Source organism: Halomonas sp. TP35 (assembly GCF_052375975.1).
Lineage (GTDB): Bacteria > Pseudomonadota > Gammaproteobacteria > Pseudomonadales > Halomonadaceae > Vreelandella > Vreelandella citrativorans.
The window spans coordinates 361645-381929 of record NZ_JBQSUZ010000002.1; the positions used below are offsets into that span (position 1 = coordinate 361645).

The window sequence follows — 20285 nt, forward strand, 5'->3', positions numbered from 1 at the left end:
TGTGTAAGTTACGCGCCGGACGTTAATCTTCTCAGTCATTCTGACGTTAATTGAAATTAGCCAGCCATTGGCTGGCTTCTTCATCGCCCAACTCAGCAGCCTTGGAAAGTGCCTGTTCGGCCTGCTCTTCACTTCCCCAGGCATAAGCCAACTGCCCATATTGGCGCCAGTCCTTGGCCGCCTGGGTATATTCAGCCAATGCTTGCCAGGCACTTAGCGCATTGTCGACGTGCCTGGCCTGCTGCCAGGACGTGGCGAGCAAGCGTAACGAGCGCTCATCTCGCTCAAGCTCCCCCTTCGCCAAGGCATTTTCCACATGCTCAGCGGCCCGCGCAGGCGTTCCTCCGCTTCGATGCAACTGAATCAGTAGCCAAAAGTCATCCTTTGATTCCAGCTTGCCCAACTGCCACGCCCTTTCCCACAAGCCAGCGGCAACGCCTGGCTGGCCTGCCTGCTGGGCAAGCCCCGCTGCCTGCTGCCACGCGTCTCTATCGCTTTGAGGGCCCAGGCCCTCAACCAACCAGCCAAGCGCCTGCTCGTTTTGCCCTGAATGGCGCAGTATGGCAAGCGCCAGTGCTTGCTGGCTCTCATCAAGCGCTTGTGTCTGCTCAACGGCCTGATTCAGCCGCTCAGCGGCAGCATCCCACTGCGCTTCTTGCGCCATCAAACGCACCAACTGCCATAGCGTGGCGGTATCCTGCTCGCTCTCCAGCCATTCGCTCAATAAATCAATGGCCTGCTCATTTTGCCCCGCCACACGCCGCAGCGACGCTTCTTCACGCAGCCAACGCGCTGCCTGCTCTGCATCCACACCGCTGGTCTGACGCGCCAATGCGAGATGATCAGCGGCCTGAGCAGGCTTTTCTTGGCGAGCCAAAGCGCTTGCCGCCAGCTGATGGTAGAGCGCACTAGCCCAACGGTCAGAAACATTTCCTCCAGCCAATCGATTCGCCTGGGCGGTGGCGCGTTCAGCCACCGCTTCAAATGCGCCGCTCTGTAACTGCTCCTGCTGCGCTTTTAAATCACGAATGACATCACCTGGAAGTGGCGCATCGGCCTGGGCGGCAGAGACCCAAACACTGAATATTAGAATCCACGCTAAACGCTGCATACCGCTACCTCAATTGAAACTCTATGCGCTGTGTGGCACGCCGGATCTGCTGGCTGCTGGCAAACTGCCACTGCCCAATAGCCTCTTGGGCGGCATCATCAAATACACGCCGTGGCTGAGAGTCCGTCACTCGAACGGAGGACCGGTCAACGCTGCCATCGCGACGAATAATAAATACCACCTCAACGAACCCTTCCATACCTCTGCGCTGCGCGCGCGGTGGATAAGTGGGGTTAACACGATTGGTAGGCGCTACCTGCCCGACACTTACTGGCTCGTTGGAAGGCGGCGCTTCGGCTACTGGGGCCGCTTCACGCTGAGCGGGTGCCTCCGTGGGCGTCGCTACTGGCGCTGCTTCCGTCGGCGGCTCAGGGGATGGCTCAGGTGCAGGTTCCGGCTGCGGTGCGGGCTGAGGCTCAGGTTGAGGCTCGGGCGCTATTTCCGTTAACTCCGGCAGCTCATCATCCATCTCCACCGGCTCGACGGGCACGTCAGGTAGCTCTACATCAGGCAGCGTAATAACACTATCGGTTACCGGAGGCGGCTCGGGTGTCGGCATGGGCGGCGGCGCCTGCTGAGGCGTGGCTTGCACAGGCTGCGGCACTGGCGCCTCTTGCTCAGGCGCCACTTCTGGCGCTTCCACCATATTCATGGTCATAGCCATTATCGGCGATTCAGGCTCACTTTCTGGCGGCGTTACCAGTAGCGCCAGCAGCCAAAACAGACCCACTGCCAGCGTAATTCCCACCAGAAAGGACACCGCATGACGCATCATGGCGCACTCCGGCTCGCAGCGACGGCCACCTGCTCTACCCCGGCCTCTTTCAGGCGATCCATAACTTCAATGAGCAGCCCCGTCGTCGATGCCCGGTCCGCCTGAATCACAGCAGACCCTTGCTCGGTCAACATACCGGCCACTTCCCGCCCTACGTGATGGATATCCACTGGCTTACCGTCCACCCAGACAGCACCTTCAGGCGTAATAGCCACCAGCACCTGCGCTTCCGGACGCGGACTCGCCGCACTGGATTCGGGGCGCTCAATTTCAATGCCGCTCTCTTTAATAAAGCTGGTCGTTACGATAAAGAAGATCAGCATAATGAACACCACATCGAGCATGGGCGTCAGGTTGACTTCATTGCTTTCTGCGTTTGCGTCCATTGAACGGCGTCTACGCATCATTCTCCTCCAAGGCACGTGCCAGCCGGTCATGCAACCGCTGATCTTCTCGACGAATCACGTGCTCTAAACGACTAATAAACAGAAGCCCCACGACCGCAATCGCCATGCCGGTTAACGTTGGCAGCGTTGCACGCGCCACACCATCGGCCATCGCGCGCGCCTGATGCGTGTCACTCATCGAGAGGCTATCAAACACGGTAATCATGCCAGTAACAGTACCCAGCAGGCCTAGTAAGGGGCAGAGCGCGACCAGCAGTTTTAACCAGGGTAGCGGACGACGAAGCTTGGCCACCAATGCTTCTGTCCACACGTGGCGTAGCGTGCGCGCGCTCCAGCTACGGTGGTCGCGGCGCTCCGCCCAGCGACGAATCAACTGCCGACGGGCGGAACGCCAGGTAATGCGGTAGTACCACCAGCGCTCTATCGCCATACCGAATACCAGCACCGCGACCAACGCCAGTACGACCAGAACCGCACCACCGGCATCGACTAGCCGCTCTACCGGTTCAAGCCAGAGAGGTAGCGTGGGCATATCAATTCACCGACGTAGCATGAACAGTAGATTGAGCTTCCAAATGATCCGCCAAGGTCGCACTCGCCTCGCCTTCAATCACTTGGCTTAAGTGACGGCTGCGGCTTGAAAGCGCCGTTTGTGCAAACAGCAAAGGTACCGCCGTAATGAGGCCTAGTACCGTGGTGACCAGTGCCTGACTAATCCCCCCTGCCATGAGCTGCGGATCGCCGGTACCAAACACGGTAATCGCCTGAAACGTTACAATCATGCCGGTCACCGTTCCCAACAACCCCAGCAGCGGCGCAATAGCAGCCAATAGCTTAACAATGGGCTGACCCCGCTCAATGCGCGGTAACTCTGCTAGTACCGCTTCATCCAAACGCGCTTCTAACGCTTCAGGGGTTTGGTGCTTATCCATCTCTTTAAAGCGTAGCAACACGCGGCCTAGCGGGTTATTCGACTGCAACTGATTAAGCGACTGACGTTGACGGCGCACGCGAAGACTCTGTAGCACCAAGTAGGCATATTGCCCCAGCGCCACCAGCAGACCCAACACCCCCAGTACGACGATGACATAACCGACATACCCACCCTGCTGGAAACGCTCCCACAGGCTAGGACGTTGAGAAAGTGCCTGTAAAACGGGGCCTTGAGTGGGGTCAATCAGGAACTCCCTGCTTTCTCCCCGATGGTAAGCCGCGAGCACACTTTGAATTTCATCTGGCGTACGCGAGACTTCGGCCAAATGACTGACGCCACCTTCTTGACGAAGTAGTGCATTTTCCGTAAAGGCGGCGAAGTCACCCAATCGAACCACGTTACGGGGCGCGATCGCGCCGCTGGAATCCGCGACCGGAAGCTCCAAACGTTCAACCTGCCCAGTTTTTGCAGCCAGCGTTGCCAGACTGTCGACCACGTTTTCTAGCTGACTACGCTCAAGCACTTCCGCGTTATCCAGGCGAGGCGGCAGTATCTCTTCTTGCAAGGTTAACCAGCTATCTTCACCCAATCCATTGCGCACTTCGGTACTGTGTCGCGCAAGGTTTGCCAACAAGCCGGAAAGCGCTTCACCCTGTTCGTTCTGTCGCTCGGTTAGCTCACTGGCCTGCTCAGCCTGCTCGGTTTGCTGGGCTTGCAGCGCTTCACTCTGCTCCTCGGCTGACTGATGGGCGGCGCGAGCCTCTTCAAGCGCTGCATTTAACGCTTGTTGATCTTCCAAAAAGCGCGCCAAGCGCTCCTGGTCACGCGCCTCAGCGGCCTGGCGTGCTTCCCGTAGTGATGAAACAGGCTCACTTTGCGCCGAGACACCGAAACTGACGGCGACAAGTCCTACCAACAAACCAGCACTTATCAGGCGTTGCAGACGTTGACGATTGACGCTCATGGCTGACCTCCCTGCTGTTCTGCAACGGTAATGGATAGCGGCAACCTCAATAGATCCGGCGTGCGCTGGTCAGCGGCGATGCGCAGGCCATTGCGGACTTCGCGCCGTGCTCGCTCATCCAGCGGTAGCCATTCATGGTTGGCGGCATCCCAAACACCCCCTTCCCGAGCGTCTGGCGTCAGGTAGTAAAATCCAATTCTACCGACGCGTAGATAATCCACTTCCCGAGCGTTGCCTTCAGGGCTTTGCAAGCGTCCACGCCAGTTATCAATGTCACGGCCGTACTCAAGCTCTACTCGCCATGCTTCTAATAAGCCGTTGATCCGCTCAACGGTGTCGGTGCTCTGCGCCTCATCAGAGCGCGCGACTCGAGCCAAGCGCTCATCGCGCAAGAACGGCATATCCTGCTCAATCCAGCGCGTTAACTGCGCTTGCATATCCTGCTCGATAAGCGGTAGCGCCGCGCGTGTCTCTTCCAGAGTATTCAGTGCAGTACTTAAACGCTGCTGACGATCGGCTTCTTCTACCAAACGCGCACTTAGCGACGCGTTTGCGGCCTCCATTTGACGAGTCTCACGCTCTAGCCGACGTAACTCTTCTAGCGCCCCCCGGGTCTCTTCATCGGCTGCGTCAATTTGCTGCTGCAGGGCCGCTTGGGTTTGCTGGGCTTCTACACTCTGGGCTGCCTGGCCCGCTGTTTCATCGCTTGCCATTAGCCCACCGCTGACTAGCACAAAGGCTAAGCAACACGTACGCACGGCAAAGAAAGACCTGTTCAGCACGTCGACTCTCCGTTACTGCCTAGCGGGCTTTACCATTAGCCACACTAGAAACTAATTAAGTATAAGAACGATTTGCGTTTAAATTCTACGCGCTAGCCTACCACCATCTCAATAAATGACAATATTTATCATTAACATTAAGACGCTTTTTGCTTTATTTTGGGTATAAAAAAGGGCGCCAAATGGCGCCCCGGTTATAATGTTGATGCTTGATGTCTTTAAACGCTCAACATGACACATGTCTTTGATGACTTAGCCTTTGATGACATAGTCTTTGGTTAGCGGCGCGAGTGGAAGCTCCCTCGCCTGCTCATGGCTTACCCATTTGGCTTCAGCGATTTCAGCGGCCGCCTCTACCGGCTCATCAATCACCAACCCATAGAGCTGTGCTTCAATCGTCATGCCAGGCTCATTCGCCGCAGGGGCCTTCTGTACGCCCAAAGGAAGCAGCCGGTCTTCAGTGACATGCAAACCGAGCTCTTCTTTAAGCTCACGACATAGTGCTGCCAGCGCCGTTTCACCCGGGTCGATCTTACCGCCCGGCTGCATAAAGAAAGCGGTGTCCTGTTTACGCACCAGTAGCAGTTGACCATCAAGGTCACTTACAACAGCCGCTACGATTTGCAGTACACTGGCCTTGTTTGGCGCTACATCTGGCATGGCCCTTCCCTCTTTTTACCCTTACCGCTTACCGGATGAGACTATTAAAACTCCCAGTCATCATCTTCAGTGGCAATGGCTTTGCCAATAACATACGAGGAGCCAGAGCCTGAGAAGAAGTCGTGGTTTTCATTCGCGCTGGGCGACAGAGCCGCCATAATCGTCGGGTCAACATCGGTCACGCTACTGGGGAACAGCGGCTCATAGCCCAGGTTCATCAGCGCTTTGTTGGCGTTATAGTGAAGAAATTTCTTCACATCTTCCGACAGCCCCACTTCGTCATACAGCGACTCGGTGTAGCGCACTTCATTATCATACAGCTCAAGAAGCAGTTCATACGCGTAATCCTTGACTTCCTGCTGACGCTCGGGCGTGGCTTCTGCCAAGGCTTGCTGGAATTTGTAGCCAATGTAGTAACCGTGTACCGCTTCATCGCGAATAATCAAACGAATAAGATCAGCGGTGTTGGTTAGCTTGGCGTGGCTGGACCAGTACATGGGCAGATAGAAGCCCGAATAGAACAAAAAGGACTCCAAAAATACGCTGGCCACCTGGCGCATCAACGGGTCATCAGAGCGATAGCGCTCCAGAATCAGTTCTGACTTAGCCTGGAGCGTGGGATTCTCTTCACTCCATCGGAAGGCATCGTCAACATCGCGCGTGGCGCAAAGCGTTGAGAAAATCGAGCTGTACGAGCGCGCATGCACCGACTCCATAAACGCAATATTGGTGTATACCGCCTCTTCATGGGGTGTGCGAGCATTTTCCATTAGCACCGGAGCACCAATGCTGCTTTGGATGGTATCCAGCAGCGTCAGGCCCGTAAACACGCGAATGGTCAGCTGCTTTTCCTGCTGAGTCAGCGTGTTCCACGATTGAATATCGTTGGAAAGCGGCACTTTTTCCGGCAGCCAAAAGTTACTGGTCAGGCGATTCCATACTTCAAGATCCTTGTCATCCTGAAGACGGTTCCAGTTAATCGCATTCACCCGCGATAAGCGTTGCGTGGTAGTCATGAAATAACTCTCATTAAAAGCGCCGTATTACATACGGCGCATCAAGTACAGAATATCAAATGCTGGCAATTTTCCAGGCACGGGTATTAAAGCGTGCAGGAAACGCAGCCTTCCACCTCAGTACCTTCCAGCGCGCTTTGGCGCAGACGAATGTAATAAAGCGTTTTAATACCTTTCCGCCAGGCGTAAATCTGCGCCTTATTGATATCACGCGTTGTCGCAGTGTCCGGGAAGAACAGCGTCAATGAGAGCCCTTGGTCAACGTGCTGGGAAGCCTCAGCGTAGGTATCAATAATCTTCTCAGGACCAATTTCATAAGCGTCCTGGAAGTAATCAAACGTGGACTCGCTCAAGAACGGCGCAGGGTAATAAGCACGCCCCAGCTTGCCTTCTTTACGAATCTCGATCCTGGCCGCTACCGGATGGATGCTTGAGGTCGAGTGGTTAATATAGGAAATAGAACCCGTGGGCGGCACTGCCTGCAAGTTGCGGTTATAAAGGCCGTGGGCCATTACCGATGCCTTGAGCTCCTGCCAGTCCTGCTGAGTAGGTAGCGTAATGTCGCTACGCTCGAACAGTCCACGTACTTTATCGGTGCGCGGCAGCCACTCCTGCTCCGTATATTTATCGAAGAACTCGCCCGTTGCATATTTGGAGTCTTCAAAGCCTGCAAACGTATCGTTATGCTCAATCGCCAAGCGGTTCGAAGCGCGAATGGCATGAAAGGCGATGCAGTAGAAATACAGGTTGGTAAAGTCCAGCCCCTCTTCGGAGCCATAATAAATGTGTTCGCGAGCCAGGTAACCGTGCAGGTTCATCTGACCAAGACCAATAGCGCGTGACTTGGCATTACCTTCGGCAATAGAGGGTACGCTACGCAGATTGCTCATTTCAGAAACCGCGGTTAACCCGCGAATGGCGATCTCAACGCTTTCGCCAATGTTGCCGGCGTCCATTACCTTGGCGATGTTCATCGACCCCAGGTTACAGGAGATATCCTGACCCATTTGGCGATAGCCAAGATCATCGTCGTATTCGGTAGGCGTATTGACCTGCAGAATTTCCGAGCACAGGTTACTCATATTGATACGACCAGCAATCGGGTTCGCCCGGTTGACCGTATCTTCAAACATGATGTACGGATAGCCCGACTCAAACTGCAGCTCTGCCAGTGTCTGGAAGAACGCCCGCGCATTGATTTTTTGCTTACGGATGCGCGCGTCAGCGACCATCTCATGGTATTTCTCGGTAACACTGATGTCGCCAAACGGGACGCCATAAACGCGCTCAACGTCGTAAGGCGAGAACAGGTACATATCGTCGTTACGCTTGGCGAGTTCAAACGTAATATCCGGAATCGTCACACCCAGCGACAGCGTTTTAATGCGGATTTTCTCATCAGCATTTTCACGCTTGGTATCCAAAAAGCTCAGGATATCGGGGTGGTGCGCATTCAGATAAACCGCGCCAGCGCCTTGGCGAGCACCTAACTGGTTCGCATAGGAGAAGGCGTCTTCCAAAAGCTTCATGATCGGGATAATGCCCGATGACTGATTCTCAATACGCTTGATGGGTGCGCCGGACTCACGGATATTGCTCAGCAAAAAGGCAACACCACCGCCCCGCTTGGAAAGCTGCAGCGCTGAGTTAATCGAGCGACCGATCGACTCCATATTGTCTTCAATACGCAGCAAGAAGCACGATACCAACTCACCACGCTGCTGCTTGCCGCAGTTTAGGAAGGTAGGCGTCGCTGGCTGGAAACGACCGCTGATTATTTCATCAACCAAGGATTTTGCCAGCGCTTCATCGCCGCGCGCCAGGGTCAGTGCCACCATACATACGCGGTCTTCATAGCGCTCAAGGTAACGCTTACCGTCGAACGTTTTTAGCGTATAGCTGGTGTAGTACTTGAAAGCGCCTAAAAAGCTTGGAAAACGGAATTTGTAGGCATACGCCTGTTCAAACAACGCTTTAACAAAGGCGAAGCTGTATTGGCCGAGCATCTCCGCTTCGTAATAGCCCTCTTCCATCAGGTAATCGAGCTTTTCTTCCAGCGAGTGGAAAAAGACGGTGTTCTGGTTAACGTGTTGCAGGAAGTACTGACGTGCTGCTTCACGGTCTTTATCCAGCTGTAGTTCACCGTTGGCACCGTACAAATTAAGCATCGCGTTTAGCGCGTGATAATCCATAGTACGCGCTTCGGAAGCTCCCGTAGCCGGCCGTTTGGGTTCAGCCTGGTTTTTCGTGACTAGGTTTGTCGTTTCCAAAACTCTTCTACTCCTTTGCGAACCTTGGCCACGTCGTCGTCGGTGCCAAATAATTCAAATCGATACAGCAATGGCACACGGCACTTTTCTGCAATAATGCGACCAGCCAGGCCATACGCTTCGCCAAAATTAGTGTTACCGGCAGCAATGACGCCGCGAATAAGGCGCCTATTCTGCTCATCGTTAAGAAAGCGAATGACTTGTCCTGGCACTGCGCCTTTTGCCTCGCCGCCCCCGTAGGTGGGCGTGATTAATATATAAGGTGCTGTGGCATGTAGCGTCGGTTCATCACGCCCTAGCGGAAGACGCTGTGCGGCCAGACCAAGTTTTTGTACAAAACGATGAGTGTTACCTGATTTGGTGGAGAAATAAATTAGGCTGCCGACCTTGGGTGTTGCAGCGGCGGCGTCCACCAACATAGCAATTTTACGCCAACGCTTGGATACGGTCCGGGCGGAAACCCGACCAGTGATCATCACCAGCAACGACAACCGGAAGCTGACGGTAGCCCAGGGCCTCTACTTCTTGTTGGGCACCCGACTCGGCCGTAATATCGATAACGGTATACGCTAAACCCTGTTTATCCAGAGCACGGTAGGTAGCAGTACACTGAACACAAGCAGGCTTGCTATAAATCTGGATTGCCATGGTCATTTTCCCCTTTTCATAGCGGTATTTTTCGGGTAGAGCATATCTAGTATCTCCCCCTCTCTGAAGACATCACGCATACTATATATAGACCATGGGAAAATCAATTCAAGCATATATAGTATTTTTTCATCCACAGGTTATTGACAGCTCATGCCCAGCCTATGGCCTGGAAATAAAAAAACCGCCCCACAGAGGGGCGGCCTTTTGCAGGCGCCAACGGCTGGCATCCTGCCCTACATAGCGCTAAATTAAGCGATAGCAGCCTGGTAGCGACGCTCTACGTCTTCCCAGTTAACGACGTCGAAGAACGCAGCAACGTAATCAGGACGCTTGTTCTGATACTTCAGGTAGTAGGCGTGCTCCCATACATCCAAGCCGAGCAGCGGCGTGTTGCCGTGCATCAACGGGTTATCCTGGTTTAGCGTGTTTTCAACAACCAGCTTTTTATCGGGAGTAACAGAGAGCCATGCCCAGCCGCTACCAAAACGACCTACGGCTGCCTTTTTGAACTCTTCCTTGAAGGAGTCCAAGCCGCCCAGCTCGCTATCGATAGCTTTTGCAACATCGCCCAGGGGTTGACCACCACCATTTGGTGACATCATCTGCCAGAACATGGAGTGGTTGGCATGGCCGCCGCCGTTGTTAATAACCGCTTGGCGCTTGGCTTCTGGTACGCGGTCCAGGTTTGAAACGAGTTCTTCAATCGCAACGTCCTCAAGGCCTGTGCCTTCAAGCGCAGCGTTGAGATTATTAACGTACGTTTGGTGGTGACGCGAATGATGGATTTCCATGGTCATCGCATCGATATTCGGCTCGAGAGCGTCATAAGCGTACGGCAGTTCGGGAAGGGTATGTGCCATTTTATCATCTCCTTGAGTGGCTTTCGTTGCGTTCACTACATTACATGCGGTCAGCCCGCACCTTTTTCAACCGCCATGGCGATACTTTCTCAGCCTTGGCTGATGCTGTTTCGTATTGTGCCCGTACTTTAGCCAACTACGGGCGATTTATCTAACTGCTCGCATGCAAAAAGCCGGCTCTTGATTCAGCCGGCTTACATCAATCAGATCCCCCAAAACAGCTTATAGCTTGCTCTCTAGTTCAGGCAGAATATCAAACAGATCGCCTACCAGACCATAGTCCGCTACTTGAAAGATCGGCGCTTCGTCGTCTTTATTAATCGCGACAATGACCTTGGAGTCTTTCATGCCCGCCAAATGCTGGATCGCGCCCGAAATGCCCACGGCAATGTAGAGATCCGGCGCGACGATCTTGCCAGTTTGCCCGACCTGCATGTCGTTAGGAACAAAGCCTGCATCTACCGCTGCCCGTGAGGCGCCTACGGCCGCCCCCAGCTTATCGGCAATACCGTCCAGCAGCTTGAAGTTTTCACCATTGCCCATGCCGCGGCCGCCTGAAATAACCACTTTGGCGCCACCCAGCTCGGGGCGGTCGGACTGTGCAAGCTCTTCTTTAACAAAGCTTGACTGGGTGTTTTCAACCACCACGTCGACCGCTTCGATCGTAGCGCTGCCGCTGTCGGCAACGGCATCAAACGCGCTGGAGCGCACGGTAATTACTTTCAGCGGATCATCGCTTTTCACGGTAGCGATGGCGTTCCCCGCATAAATGGGACGCAGGAAGGTATCAGCGCTCTCAATGCCAATGACGTCGGAAAGCTGGCTAACATCTTTCAGTGCAGCCAAACGCGGCAACACATTTTTACCTGCTGTGGAGGCGCTCGCCAGCACATGGGTGTAACCATTGGCTAGCTCCACCAGCAGCGCACCCATGGGCTCAGCCAGCTGGTAAGCGTAAACAGCGTTATCTGCAACCCGCACCTTGCTTACGCCATCAAGCTTGGCGGCTGCTTCAGCGGCGGCCTGGACGCCTTCTCCAGCCACCAGAACGTCAATATCGCCACCGATGGCTTTGGCGGCAGCTACCACGTGAGCGGTGGCGCTGGCGAGTTGGCCGTCATTGATATCGGCAAGTACCAAAATGCTCATTAGATCAGCTCCTTTCAAAGCACTTATCTTGAAGAACTTATCTCAAAGAACTTTTCTTAAAGAACTTTGGCTTCATTTTTTAGTTTATCGATCAATTCATCCACCGACGCAACTTTAATACCGCCTTTACGTTCTGCCGGGGACTCGACTTTCAAAAGGCTTACCTTGGATGCCACCTCAATGCCGTAATCGGCTGGGGTTTTGACATCCATCGGTTTCTTTTTGGCCTTCATGATATCCGGCAGCTTGGCGTAGCGTGGCTCGTTCAAGCGCAAATCGGTTGTCACAATGGCAGGCAGCGTCAGGGCAACGGTCTGCAAGCCGCCATCGATTTCACGGGTAACATTAACCGTATCACCATCAACGACCACTTCTGAGGCGAACGTGCCTTGCGGCAAGTTGGTTAATGCGGCCAGCATCTGGCCCGTCTGGTTATTGTCGGTGTCAATCGCCTGCTTACCCAGAATGACCAGGCCGGGCTGCTCTTCATCAACCACCTTGGCCAGCAACTTGGCAACTGCTAGCGACTCAACTCGCGCGTCGGTTTCGATGTGAATAGCGCGGTCAGCACCCAGCGCCAGCGCCGTACGCAGCTGCTCCTGGGCGGCTTTGGGGCCAACGGTGACGGCCACTACTTCAGTAGCAACGCCCTTCTCTTTTAGACGTACCGCCTCTTCCACCGCAATTTCGCAGAAGGGATTCATGGCCATTTTGACATTGGTAAGATCAACGTCAGAGTGGTCTGCTTTGACGCGGATTTTGACGTTATAGTCGATGACGCGTTTAACCGCGACGAGTACTTTCATAGGTTCCTCGCTTGGCTGGTGGCAAAAGCCGTTAACCAAAGTCGGCACCCGCCCAGCGGACACCGCTTATAAAAGAGTCAGCCTCGCCATACGCGATGACGATGCCGAAGAGATTCATGCAAGCGTTTGATAGGCACGCAGTTCAAAACCTTGTTAATTTGCCACAGCCTGCCCAATAGCAACAATACCCATTCGCTACCGCAATAGTCGAACAGTCGCCAAACAGGGATACGTTTGGGCCACTTAGTGTGAAACGCGGCTTTTAGCATCGTAGGCGTGACCTGACCACGGTATTATGCCTATCATGGAGCATAACCAGAAGCAAACGACCGTTTTATATTAAGGCCGTGTTTTTATAAGGCACTGCACTTATGAGAATAAGGAGAGACCAGGTGGAAAATGTTGAACGCGACGTCATGGACTTCGATGTAGTGATTGTAGGCGCGGGCCCTTCTGGACTTGCCGCTGCCTGCCGCCTGATGCAACAAGCAAATGAAGCCGAACATGAGCTCACCGTCTGCGTGGTGGAAAAAGGCTCAGAGGTGGGCGCGCACATTTTATCTGGCGCGGTGTTTGAACCACGGGCGCTCAATGAGCTCTTTCCCGATTGGCAAGAGCGTGGCGCCCCTTTGAACACTCCCGCCATTCGCGACGATGTATACCTACTGAAAGATGATCAAAAGGCGCAGAAGCTACCCAATTCGCTGGTCCCCAAAAGCATGCACAATACCGGCGGTGATCAAACGCGATACGTGATCAGTGCTGGCAATCTGTGCCGCTGGCTCGCCGAGCAAGCTGAAGAGCTTGGCGTTGAAATTTTCCCTGGCTTCGCCGCCCAGGACGTCATTATTGAAGAAGACGCCGTACGCGGCATTTTGATAGGCGATATGGGCGTTGCCGCTGACGGCACGCCGAAAGATGGCTATATGCCCGGCATGGAGCTGCGCGCCAAATACACGCTGTTTGCTGAAGGCGCGCGTGGCCATTTAGGCAAACGCTTAATCAAGCATTTTTCCCTTGATGCCGGACGCGACCCGCAACACTACGGCATTGGCCTAAAAGAGCTCTGGGACGTTCCCGCTGACAAGCATGAACCGGGGCTTGTGGTTCACGGTTCTGGCTGGCCGCTGGATAAAGATACCTCTGGGGGCTGGTTCCTGTATCACGCTGAAAACCAGCAGGTAGTGGTTGGCCTGATTATGGATCTTTCCTATCAGAACCCTTGGCTTTCACCGTTTGATGAATTTCAGCGCATGAAGCACCACCCGGCGCTTAGCCAATATCTGGAAGGCGGTAAGCGTGTGGCTTACGGCGCCCGAGCGCTCACCAAAGGAGGCTTTAACTGCCTGCCTAAAATGACGTTTGCAGGCGGCCTACTAATTGGCTGTGATGCAGGAACCCTTAATTTCTCCAAAATCAAAGGCCTACATACCGCCATGAAGTCAGGCCTGGTGGCCGCTGAAAGCGTTTTTGAAGCCCTAAAAGCAGGTGATGAAGGCGCGCAAGAACTGGCTAGCTTTACCCAAAAGTGGGAGGCCAGCTGGGCTTACGAAGAGCTTAAAGAGAGCGCAAGCTTTGGACCCGCCATGCATAAGTACGGCACCGTGGGTGGCGGCGCTTACAACTTTGTTAATCAGTTGCTGGGCAACAAGCTGCCCAATGTTCACGATACGACCACTGATTACGGCGCTCTAAAACCGGCGGCTGAGTTTGAAAAAATCAACTATCCCAAGCCGGACGGAAAGCTCTCGTTTGATAAGTCGTCTTCGGTGTTTCTCTCCAACACCAATCACGAAGAGGACCAGCCGTGCCACCTGCACCTGGACGATCCTGACATTCCGATTAAGCACAACTTACCCAAGTATGCCGAGCCGGCCCAGCGTTACTGCCCCGCTGGCGTGTATGAAGTGGTAGAGGATGATGCTGGGCAGCCACGTTTTCAGATCAACTTCCAGAACTGCGTGCACTGCAAAACTTGTGACATTAAGGACCCGGCCCAGAATATTACCTGGGTAGCGCCTGAAGGCGGCGGTGGGCCCAACTATCCTAATATGTAAGCTGTAAACGACAGCGGCAAAAGAGCCACTTGCACCGCCTAATTGTTAGGCGGATTGCACAGGTGGCTCTAATCGCTCAATGGGTGCGCGGCGAGCAATTAAACGTCGCCTGCCTGCTTGAACAAAACGCACATCAATGACCGGGTCAGAGGGATTACCTTCTACCGAGGCAATCTCTCCCTCACCAAAAACGGCGTGATGCAGGCGTTGACCGGGGTAAAAGTGCTCCCCAGGCGCATAAGCGGCTTGGGGCTCCTTCACCTCGGGCACCGTTAACGTAATATCTTCACGTCCTAACCGCTCAAGATAGCGTTTTACAATCGCTGGCGAAGCCGCTTGTAACGCAGCTCTTGAGGGTTCGCTCTTCGCCAAACACTCGGCAACCTGCATGCTGTCTTGCCAGGCGCTTTCAGCAATAAAGCGACTTGGACGATGCGAGCCACCATCGTGCATGACCAGAAGCTGCTCTTCTGCGCGAGTAATCGCGACATAAAAGAGTCGGCGTTCTTCTTCAAGACGCTCATCGCTAAGCGGCGTATCCCGGCTATAATGCGGGAAGTCTTCCTCATTGACGCCAGCGACGACCACAAGCGGCCACTCCAACCCTTTGGCACCATGCACGGTTGAAATCAGTACACCCTCGGCCTGGTTTTCAACCGGACGCTCTAATAACGCTATAAAGGCGTCAGGATCAGGCACGCTTTGAGCCTGTTCGATCAGCACATCCAAAAGTCGGACGTCCTCCTCACCTTTATCTCGCCGGGCTGCGGCACGCTTTAACGTTTTTTCAGCGTCGATGCTTTCCACTACATGGCTAAGTAATTTAGCGGATGGCCATGCACTTAGCTTGGGAAGCTCACACAATAACGCCCAGCGTTTTTTTAGCGTACGCCGTTGAAGCGGCTTTAGCTCAGTAAGCACGGGGTCATGCCGTTCTGGCCAGTCTTGCGTAGTGGCCAACTGGTAGGCCAAGCGCTGTAGCCGTTCCCGTGCAACAAAAGGGGTCGGCTGAGAGAGTAGTAACAGCAAGTGCTCCGGGTCGTGGAGAAGCTCAGGACGGCGAGATAGTTTTAAGTAACCCACCAACGCCTGCACCAGCGGTAAGCGAAAGACAAAACGATCTTCACGTAGTAAGCGAAAGGGGATGCCGGCCTGCAATAACGCCAGCTGGAACGGCACGGAAAGTGCCCAACTGCGCACTAACAGGCTGACCTGGTAAAAAGCGCGTCCCTGCGCACTCCAATCCATCAAGGTATCCAGCAGGACAGCACTTCTCTGCCCGACCGATACCCGCGTATCCGGATTATTTGCCGCCGCTAAACAGAGCTGATCGGGACGTCGTTGATTGGCAACAATCGCGTGATTCGCCGTTAATGCCAGCGCATGCCCATGGCGAAACGTCGTTGATAGTGGGTAATCGGTGGGCTGCCCGAAGGTCGCGGTAAAATCCTCCAGCATGGTGTCCGGCCGCGCACCACGCCACTCGTAAATACACTGATTGGCATCCCCTACCGCCATAACCGCAGCCGTGCTTCCCGCTAATACCGCAAGGAGGCGTTGCTGAGCCGCGTTGATATCCTGATACTCATCAATAATAACGTGATCCAAAAAGCCCTCCACGCGCTGGCGTAGCGCACGGTCAGCTTCCAGCGCCAAGAGTGGCCGATAAAGCAAATCGGCGTAGGTCATAAGACCTTCATCCGCTAGCATTCGCTCTGCTTCGTTAAACGCGCCGGGGAAATAATCGGTGTCCGGCTCGTAGTTAAGCCGCTCATAAAGTGCTTGAGGTTCGGCCATTTCTGCTTTGACCAGATTACAAAAATGCGCCAGCGCCTCCAGGCGCTCGCCCTCAATGGCCGCATCACGCCGCTCAACGCTTTCATGCAGTACATTTAAACTTGCCTGGCGAAGCAAGCGCTCCAACTGCCAATCAGCCGACAGCAATCGGCGTGATGCGAGCACTCCCCATCGGCACAGACTTTGGGTTAATCGATGCCCCAGCGAGTGAAAAGTACGCACCGCAGGCAGCGCCTGCCCGGAGGGGGCCATGCTTACCAAGCGCTGATGAAAATCATCCCGTGCTGAGCGGTTAAACATCAATATCAGCATCCGCTTGGGCGCAACCCCACCGGCCAGCAGGTGCAGTACTCGTGCTGCCATAGTGGTGGTTTTACCCGCACCGGCGACTGCCGCTACTCTGGCATGGCCGTTTTCATGATGGACAACAGCATGTTGTTCTGCGGTTAACTTCACAAAGCCTCACTCGGTGCGCCATTACCGCCACCAGCACCGTCTTCAGCATCCACACAGCCGAGTGGAAACCATTCACCGGCACTCCACACACCGACTTCACACTGGCCATTAGCCAGCGTTTTCATACTTGCCGCGTCAACCAACTGATAAAAAACATGGCGATGTAATCGGGCGGATAACCCATAACGGACAGCAATTTCCGGCAGCATCTCGCCACCCGGGGTCTCGCTGAACGCCAGAGGGTGTGTCGCGTCAAGGCGCACGACATCTTCAAACTGGGTCGTAAACCACCAGGCATCATCATGAAAGTCGGCCTCAACAGCCACAAAGGGCAAATCGTCTACCTGGAGACACCAACGCTCAACAGGTGTAACCAGGCAGTAGCCTTCCGGGTCGTGGCGCAACAGCGAGGATAGCAAACGCACAACATCAGGACGGGCAAACGGTTGTCCTTCGTGTAACCAGGTGCCGTCTGCTTGAATCACAATATTGATATCGCCAGACAGCGCTGGCTGCCATTGATCCACAGGCGGAATAGTGGCCACACTTTGACGCTGCTGCAGGAGTCGATCAATATTCATTGCATCCGCCTTGCGCTAATACCGCTTAACGTGAAGACACGAGCCCAGACTGCGCCAGGGCCTGCTTAACATGCGCAGGCGCATCCGGCACGGCCGCTTTAAAAAGCTGAAAGAAATTGGCCGTCGTTTGCATGGCCACTTCATCGACACTGATACCCCGCGCTTTGGCGATGCACTCTGCCACCTCAACGACCCACGCAGGTTCGTTGGGTTTGCCACGGTAAGGCACAGGGGCCAAGTAAGGACTATCGGTTTCAACAAGAAGACGATCCAGCGGCAGTTGACGGGCCAATTCACGCAGCGACGCCGCGTTATTAAAGGTAATAATACCGGACAACGAAATATAGAAGCCAAGCCGCACCGCTTCACGCGCCATGTCCAGGTCTTCAGTAAAGCAGTGGAGCACACCACCGACGCGTGGATCGCTATGTTCTCGCAACAAGGCAAGCGTGTCTTCCTTGGCTTCCCGGGTATGTACGATAACTGGCAACTCAAGCTCGCGGGCAGCAATCAAGTGCTGCTTAAAGCGCTCATGCTGCACCGCAACCGGCACGCTTTCCTGATAGTGATAATCCAGCCCGGTTTCACCAATGGCAATGGCGCCGTACTGCTCTGCGGCTTCTTGAATATCACTCGCCAATGGCTCTTGAACAGGCGTATGCAGCGGATGAAGGCCCGCCGAAATAGCGACGTCGCTATGCTCACGAGCAATCGCAGCGAGGCCTGGCATATCCTCAAGGGTCACTGAAATCGCCAAAAACTGGCTAACGTTTGCAGCTCTCGCCGCATTTAGCGTGGCGGCGATATCACCACCGTGTGTGTGCTCCGACAAACGATCCAAATGACAGTGCGAATCAACAAACATGAACGTCTCATCAACCAAAAAGAGAAATAAAAAAGGCAGGATAACGCTAAAGCGTCAATGAGGGAGCCGTATGGTCATCAGCTTCCAGCAGCATTTCGATGCGCTCGCGCAGAGCGCTATCCTTGAAGCTAAAGTGAACACCAATTCCCGCGACACGCTGACTACTTACCTCGTCAGGCGATATCCATACGACATCACCCGAAACCGTCAGGCGTTCACACTCACCCGGCAACGTGAGCAATAAAGTTACCTGATCACCCAGCGCATAGGGCGTTTTGGTAGGTACAAACAGACCTCCACGCTCCAAAAACGGCATATAAGCTGAAAATAGCGTAGACGTATCAGGTACGGTGAGGGCAAGGGCTTTCTGAACACTCATATCAACCTCACTCGCCGGTAAACCCATAACCACAGTCGTAAATACATAACTAGAGGTTGATGGTTGAAATCCATAGCCAACGCAATAACGCTATGAGCGCAGTAGCGCTGCCCAACGCACTAACCATGCTTCAAGCACCAACTGCGGATTTGGGTTGGCCCCAACCGCTAACAGGCGCCGCTGTTCTCGGGCGTAATCCAGCAAACGGAACCAATCCTGTGCACGGCCGTTTTTGACCGCCTGGCGGTAAAGGGGCTCTAAATCGGGATTATGTAGTACGCTTGCTTCACCTGAAATACCCAAACGAATTAAGTCTTCAAGCCACGCGATACCGTACCACAAGATAGCGTCAATCGCTTGGCGGTCCAGCCGTGCGGCCTCCGACACCGGCTCAGCGCCCCGCACCAGTTGCTCAAAGCAATCATGAATCTGGTGGCGTAATGCCCGCTCTTCAGGCGAGGCTAATTCAGCCGCCAAAAGCGGTAATCCACCCGATACCTGCCACCAAAAGTGCGCCTCTTCCTCACCGCCCAACTTTTCGATTAACCAGCTGCGACACGCAGTGAAAGGTACACTGGGCAACGACCACTGCTGGCACCGGGAGCGAATAGTCGCCAACATGCGAGATGGCACATCAGACAGCAGAATAAACAGCGTTTTAGCACCAGGCTCTTCCAGACTTTTAAGCAACGCATTGGCCGCGGCGATATTCATGCTCTCTGCCGGTGAAATAACAATCACGCGATAGCCGCCCTGCTGAGCGGTCTGTGAGACAAACCGATTAACATCGCGGATAGGGTCAATACGTATCTGGCGCTTGCCTTCTTCAGGCGAAACCCGCAACAGGTCCGGATGATAACCCGACGCCAGCATGGAACAGCTGTGACACTGGCCGCATGCCAGCCCATTCGGGCTTGCGCACAACATGCGGGCAATTAGCACCTCTGCCAGCTGCTGCTTACCCACGCCGTGAGCGCCGCTTAACAAAATGGCATGGGGCATACGCCCCTCATCTGACAGCCGCACCAACTGCTGCCATGTGGCCTCATGCCAAGGCAGTAGACCGCTTAACGCCATAGCGCTATCCGTTCGGCGAGCGTACCCAGTATATCGGCTTGCACGCTGGCCAGCGGCTGATGGGCATTAATGAGCGCAAAGCGCTCAGGCTCAGCACTAGCACGCGCCAGGTAGGCGTCACGGACGGCTTGAAAGAACTCGCCCCGCTCCTGCTCAAAGCGGTCACGCTGTTCATTGCGGCTGTTAAGCCGTGACTCCAGGCGCGACTGCGCCGCAGTTAACGGCATATCGAGCAGTAACGTCAGGTCTGGCGTTAGCCCCTTCTGCACAAAGGCTTCAAGCTGGGCAATACGCTCAACCGACATACCACGCCCGCCGCCCTGATAGGCAAAGGTTGCATCAGTAAAACGGTCGCATACCACCCATGCACCGCGCTCCAATGCAGGTACTATTTTTTCGGCCAGATGCTGCGCTCGCGCGGCAAACATGAGTAACAGCTCGGCATCGGCGTGCAATGGCTCTTGGGGAGCGGGGTCCAGCAGTAGCGCGCGGATCGCCTCGGCGCGCGGCGTTCCCCCCGGTTCGCGGGTGCTCACCACGTCAAGACCTTGCGCTTCCAGCGATGCGACCACAAAAGCCATATTGGTGGATTTACCTACGCCCTCACCGCCTTCAAGCGTAATAAAGCGTCCCCGCTTGGTCATTGCCATCCCTTAATCAACGCGTGCATCGTTGAGATTAACTTCAT

21 protein-coding genes are annotated in these 20285 nt (G+C 54.5%); 1 reads left to right on the forward strand and 20 read right to left on the reverse strand.

The features are described 5' to 3' along the window. Positions 1-46: 46 nt before the first annotated feature. The 14 genes from ACT3RU_RS04360 to ACT3RU_RS04425 form a co-directional block, all read right to left on the reverse strand. On the reverse strand, positions 47-1111 hold the full coding sequence (locus ACT3RU_RS04360; RefSeq protein WP_483392512.1) for a tetratricopeptide repeat protein: 1065 nt from the start codon (positions 1109-1111) through the stop codon (positions 47-49). Between the two features lie 4 nt (positions 1112-1115). Continuing rightward, complete coding sequence (locus tag ACT3RU_RS04365; RefSeq protein WP_483392513.1) at positions 1116-1886, reverse strand: energy transducer TonB; 771 nt, start codon at positions 1884-1886, stop codon at positions 1116-1118. Further along, entirely contained in the window at positions 1883-2290 is a 408-nt protein-coding gene (locus ACT3RU_RS04370; protein ID WP_087109244.1) for an ExbD/TolR family protein, read from the reverse strand. The genes ACT3RU_RS04365 and ACT3RU_RS04370 overlap by 4 nt, the downstream gene beginning before the upstream one ends. After that, entirely contained in the window at positions 2283-2825 is a 543-nt protein-coding gene (locus ACT3RU_RS04375; RefSeq protein ID WP_087109245.1) for a MotA/TolQ/ExbB proton channel family protein, read from the reverse strand. Before ACT3RU_RS04375 ends, ACT3RU_RS04370 begins: the two co-directional genes overlap by 8 nt. A 1-nt stretch (position 2826) precedes the next feature. After that, complete coding sequence (locus ACT3RU_RS04380; protein ID WP_483392514.1) at positions 2827-4191, reverse strand: MotA/TolQ/ExbB proton channel family protein; 1365 nt, start codon at positions 4189-4191, stop codon at positions 2827-2829. Beyond that, positions 4188-4973, reverse strand: coding sequence for a DUF3450 family protein (locus tag ACT3RU_RS04385; protein ID WP_483392515.1), 786 nt, complete (start codon positions 4971-4973; stop codon positions 4188-4190). The genes ACT3RU_RS04380 and ACT3RU_RS04385 overlap by 4 nt, the downstream gene beginning before the upstream one ends. Positions 4974-5225: 252 nt before the next feature. Then, positions 5226-5633 (reverse strand): NUDIX hydrolase, encoded by a 408-nt coding sequence (locus tag ACT3RU_RS04390; RefSeq protein WP_483392516.1) that lies wholly within the window; start codon positions 5631-5633, stop codon positions 5226-5228. A gap of 44 nt (positions 5634-5677) precedes the next feature. Beyond that, positions 5678-6649, reverse strand: coding sequence for a class 1b ribonucleoside-diphosphate reductase subunit beta (gene nrdF, locus ACT3RU_RS04395; protein ID WP_087109253.1), 972 nt, complete (start codon positions 6647-6649; stop codon positions 5678-5680). Positions 6650-6735: 86 nt separating this feature from the next. Next, positions 6736-8919 carry a class 1b ribonucleoside-diphosphate reductase subunit alpha gene (gene nrdE / locus ACT3RU_RS04400; protein ID WP_483392517.1) on the reverse strand — a complete coding sequence of 728 codons (2184 nt, stop codon included), beginning with the start codon at positions 8917-8919 and terminating at the stop codon, positions 6736-6738. After that, complete coding sequence (nrdI, locus tag ACT3RU_RS04405) at positions 8901-9338, reverse strand: class Ib ribonucleoside-diphosphate reductase assembly flavoprotein NrdI (protein ID WP_483392518.1); 438 nt, start codon at positions 9336-9338, stop codon at positions 8901-8903. The genes nrdE and nrdI overlap by 19 nt, the downstream gene beginning before the upstream one ends. A 7-nt stretch (positions 9339-9345) precedes the next feature. Beyond that, positions 9346-9567, reverse strand: a complete 222-nt coding sequence (nrdH, locus tag ACT3RU_RS04410) for a glutaredoxin-like protein NrdH (RefSeq protein WP_087109257.1) — start codon at positions 9565-9567, stop codon at positions 9346-9348. A gap of 251 nt (positions 9568-9818) precedes the next feature. Then, complete coding sequence (locus ACT3RU_RS04415) at positions 9819-10430, reverse strand: superoxide dismutase (RefSeq protein ID WP_483392519.1); 612 nt, start codon at positions 10428-10430, stop codon at positions 9819-9821. A 222-nt stretch (positions 10431-10652) separates the two neighbouring features. Continuing rightward, a complete protein-coding gene (locus ACT3RU_RS04420; protein WP_483392520.1) occupies positions 10653-11579 on the reverse strand; it encodes an electron transfer flavoprotein subunit alpha/FixB family protein in 927 nt (308 codons plus the stop codon). A gap of 56 nt (positions 11580-11635) precedes the next feature. Continuing rightward, positions 11636-12385: an electron transfer flavoprotein subunit beta/FixA family protein gene (locus tag ACT3RU_RS04425; protein WP_087109263.1), complete on the reverse strand. Its 750-nt coding sequence runs from the start codon at positions 12383-12385 to the stop codon at positions 11636-11638. A gap of 392 nt (positions 12386-12777) precedes the next feature. Here ACT3RU_RS04425 and ACT3RU_RS04430 point away from each other — a divergent pair, with 392 nt between their 5' ends. Further along, the gene (locus tag ACT3RU_RS04430) at positions 12778-14442 is read left to right on the forward strand and encodes an electron transfer flavoprotein-ubiquinone oxidoreductase (RefSeq protein WP_483392521.1); all 1665 of its coding nucleotides are present in this window, start codon (positions 12778-12780) and stop codon (positions 14440-14442) included. Positions 14443-14487: 45 nt separating this feature from the next. Here the strand turns inward: ACT3RU_RS04430 and ACT3RU_RS04435 are convergent, their stop codons facing one another. The 6 genes from ACT3RU_RS04435 to tmk form a co-directional block, all read right to left on the reverse strand. After that, positions 14488-16695, reverse strand: coding sequence for an ATP-dependent helicase (locus ACT3RU_RS04435; protein ID WP_483392522.1), 2208 nt, complete (start codon positions 16693-16695; stop codon positions 14488-14490). Beyond that, a complete protein-coding gene (locus ACT3RU_RS04440) occupies positions 16692-17276 on the reverse strand; it encodes a DUF1285 domain-containing protein (RefSeq protein ID WP_192526373.1) in 585 nt (194 codons plus the stop codon). Before ACT3RU_RS04440 ends, ACT3RU_RS04435 begins: the two co-directional genes overlap by 4 nt. 25 nt (positions 17277-17301) lie before the next feature. Further along, on the reverse strand, positions 17302-18141 hold the full coding sequence (locus ACT3RU_RS04445) for a TatD family hydrolase (protein ID WP_192526372.1): 840 nt from the start codon (positions 18139-18141) through the stop codon (positions 17302-17304). Positions 18142-18187: 46 nt separating this feature from the next. Then, complete coding sequence (locus ACT3RU_RS04450; RefSeq protein WP_087109273.1) at positions 18188-18520, reverse strand: PilZ domain-containing protein; 333 nt, start codon at positions 18518-18520, stop codon at positions 18188-18190. A 90-nt stretch (positions 18521-18610) separates the two neighbouring features. Then, the gene (locus tag ACT3RU_RS04455; protein WP_192526371.1) at positions 18611-19597 is read right to left on the reverse strand and encodes a DNA polymerase III subunit delta'; all 987 of its coding nucleotides are present in this window, start codon (positions 19595-19597) and stop codon (positions 18611-18613) included. Further along, positions 19588-20241 carry a dTMP kinase gene (gene tmk / locus ACT3RU_RS04460; RefSeq protein WP_192526370.1) on the reverse strand — a complete coding sequence of 218 codons (654 nt, stop codon included), beginning with the start codon at positions 20239-20241 and terminating at the stop codon, positions 19588-19590. The genes ACT3RU_RS04455 and tmk overlap by 10 nt, the downstream gene beginning before the upstream one ends. Positions 20242-20285 lie beyond the last annotated feature (44 nt).

Excerpts from the sequence above, each read along its gene's own strand:
- ACT3RU_RS04360 (WP_483392512.1), bottom strand. The coding sequence starts at position 1,111 with ATGCAGCGTTTAGCGTGGATTCTAATATTCAGTGTTTGGGTCTCTGCC.
- ACT3RU_RS04365 (WP_483392513.1), bottom strand. The coding sequence starts at position 1,886 with ATGATGCGTCATGCGGTGTCCTTTCTGGTGGGAATTACGCTGGCAGTG.
- ACT3RU_RS04370 (WP_087109244.1), bottom strand. The coding sequence starts at position 2,290 with ATGCGTAGACGCCGTTCAATGGACGCAAACGCAGAAAGCAATGAAGTC.
- ACT3RU_RS04375 (WP_087109245.1), bottom strand. The coding sequence starts at position 2,825 with ATGCCCACGCTACCTCTCTGGCTTGAACCGGTAGAGCGGCTAGTCGAT.
- ACT3RU_RS04380 (WP_483392514.1), bottom strand. The coding sequence starts at position 4,191 with ATGAGCGTCAATCGTCAACGTCTGCAACGCCTGATAAGTGCTGGTTTG.
- ACT3RU_RS04390 (WP_483392516.1), bottom strand. The coding sequence starts at position 5,633 with ATGCCAGATGTAGCGCCAAACAAGGCCAGTGTACTGCAAATCGTAGCG.
- nrdF (WP_087109253.1), bottom strand. The coding sequence starts at position 6,649 with ATGACTACCACGCAACGCTTATCGCGGGTGAATGCGATTAACTGGAAC.
- nrdI (WP_483392518.1), bottom strand. The coding sequence starts at position 9,338 with ATGTTGGTGGACGCCGCCGCTGCAACACCCAAGGTCGGCAGCCTAATT.
- nrdH (WP_087109257.1), bottom strand. The coding sequence starts at position 9,567 with ATGGCAATCCAGATTTATAGCAAGCCTGCTTGTGTTCAGTGTACTGCT.
- ACT3RU_RS04415 (WP_483392519.1), bottom strand. The coding sequence starts at position 10,430 with ATGGCACATACCCTTCCCGAACTGCCGTACGCTTATGACGCTCTCGAG.
- ACT3RU_RS04420 (WP_483392520.1), bottom strand. The coding sequence starts at position 11,579 with ATGAGCATTTTGGTACTTGCCGATATCAATGACGGCCAACTCGCCAGC.
- ACT3RU_RS04425 (WP_087109263.1), bottom strand. The coding sequence starts at position 12,385 with ATGAAAGTACTCGTCGCGGTTAAACGCGTCATCGACTATAACGTCAAA.
- ACT3RU_RS04440 (WP_192526373.1), bottom strand. The coding sequence starts at position 17,276 with ATGAATATTGATCGACTCCTGCAGCAGCGTCAAAGTGTGGCCACTATT.
- ACT3RU_RS04445 (WP_192526372.1), bottom strand. The coding sequence starts at position 18,141 with ATGTTTGTTGATTCGCACTGTCATTTGGATCGTTTGTCGGAGCACACA.
- ACT3RU_RS04450 (WP_087109273.1), bottom strand. The coding sequence starts at position 18,520 with ATGAGTGTTCAGAAAGCCCTTGCCCTCACCGTACCTGATACGTCTACG.
- ACT3RU_RS04455 (WP_192526371.1), bottom strand. The coding sequence starts at position 19,597 with ATGGCGTTAAGCGGTCTACTGCCTTGGCATGAGGCCACATGGCAGCAG.
- tmk (WP_192526370.1), bottom strand. The coding sequence starts at position 20,241 with ATGACCAAGCGGGGACGCTTTATTACGCTTGAAGGCGGTGAGGGCGTA.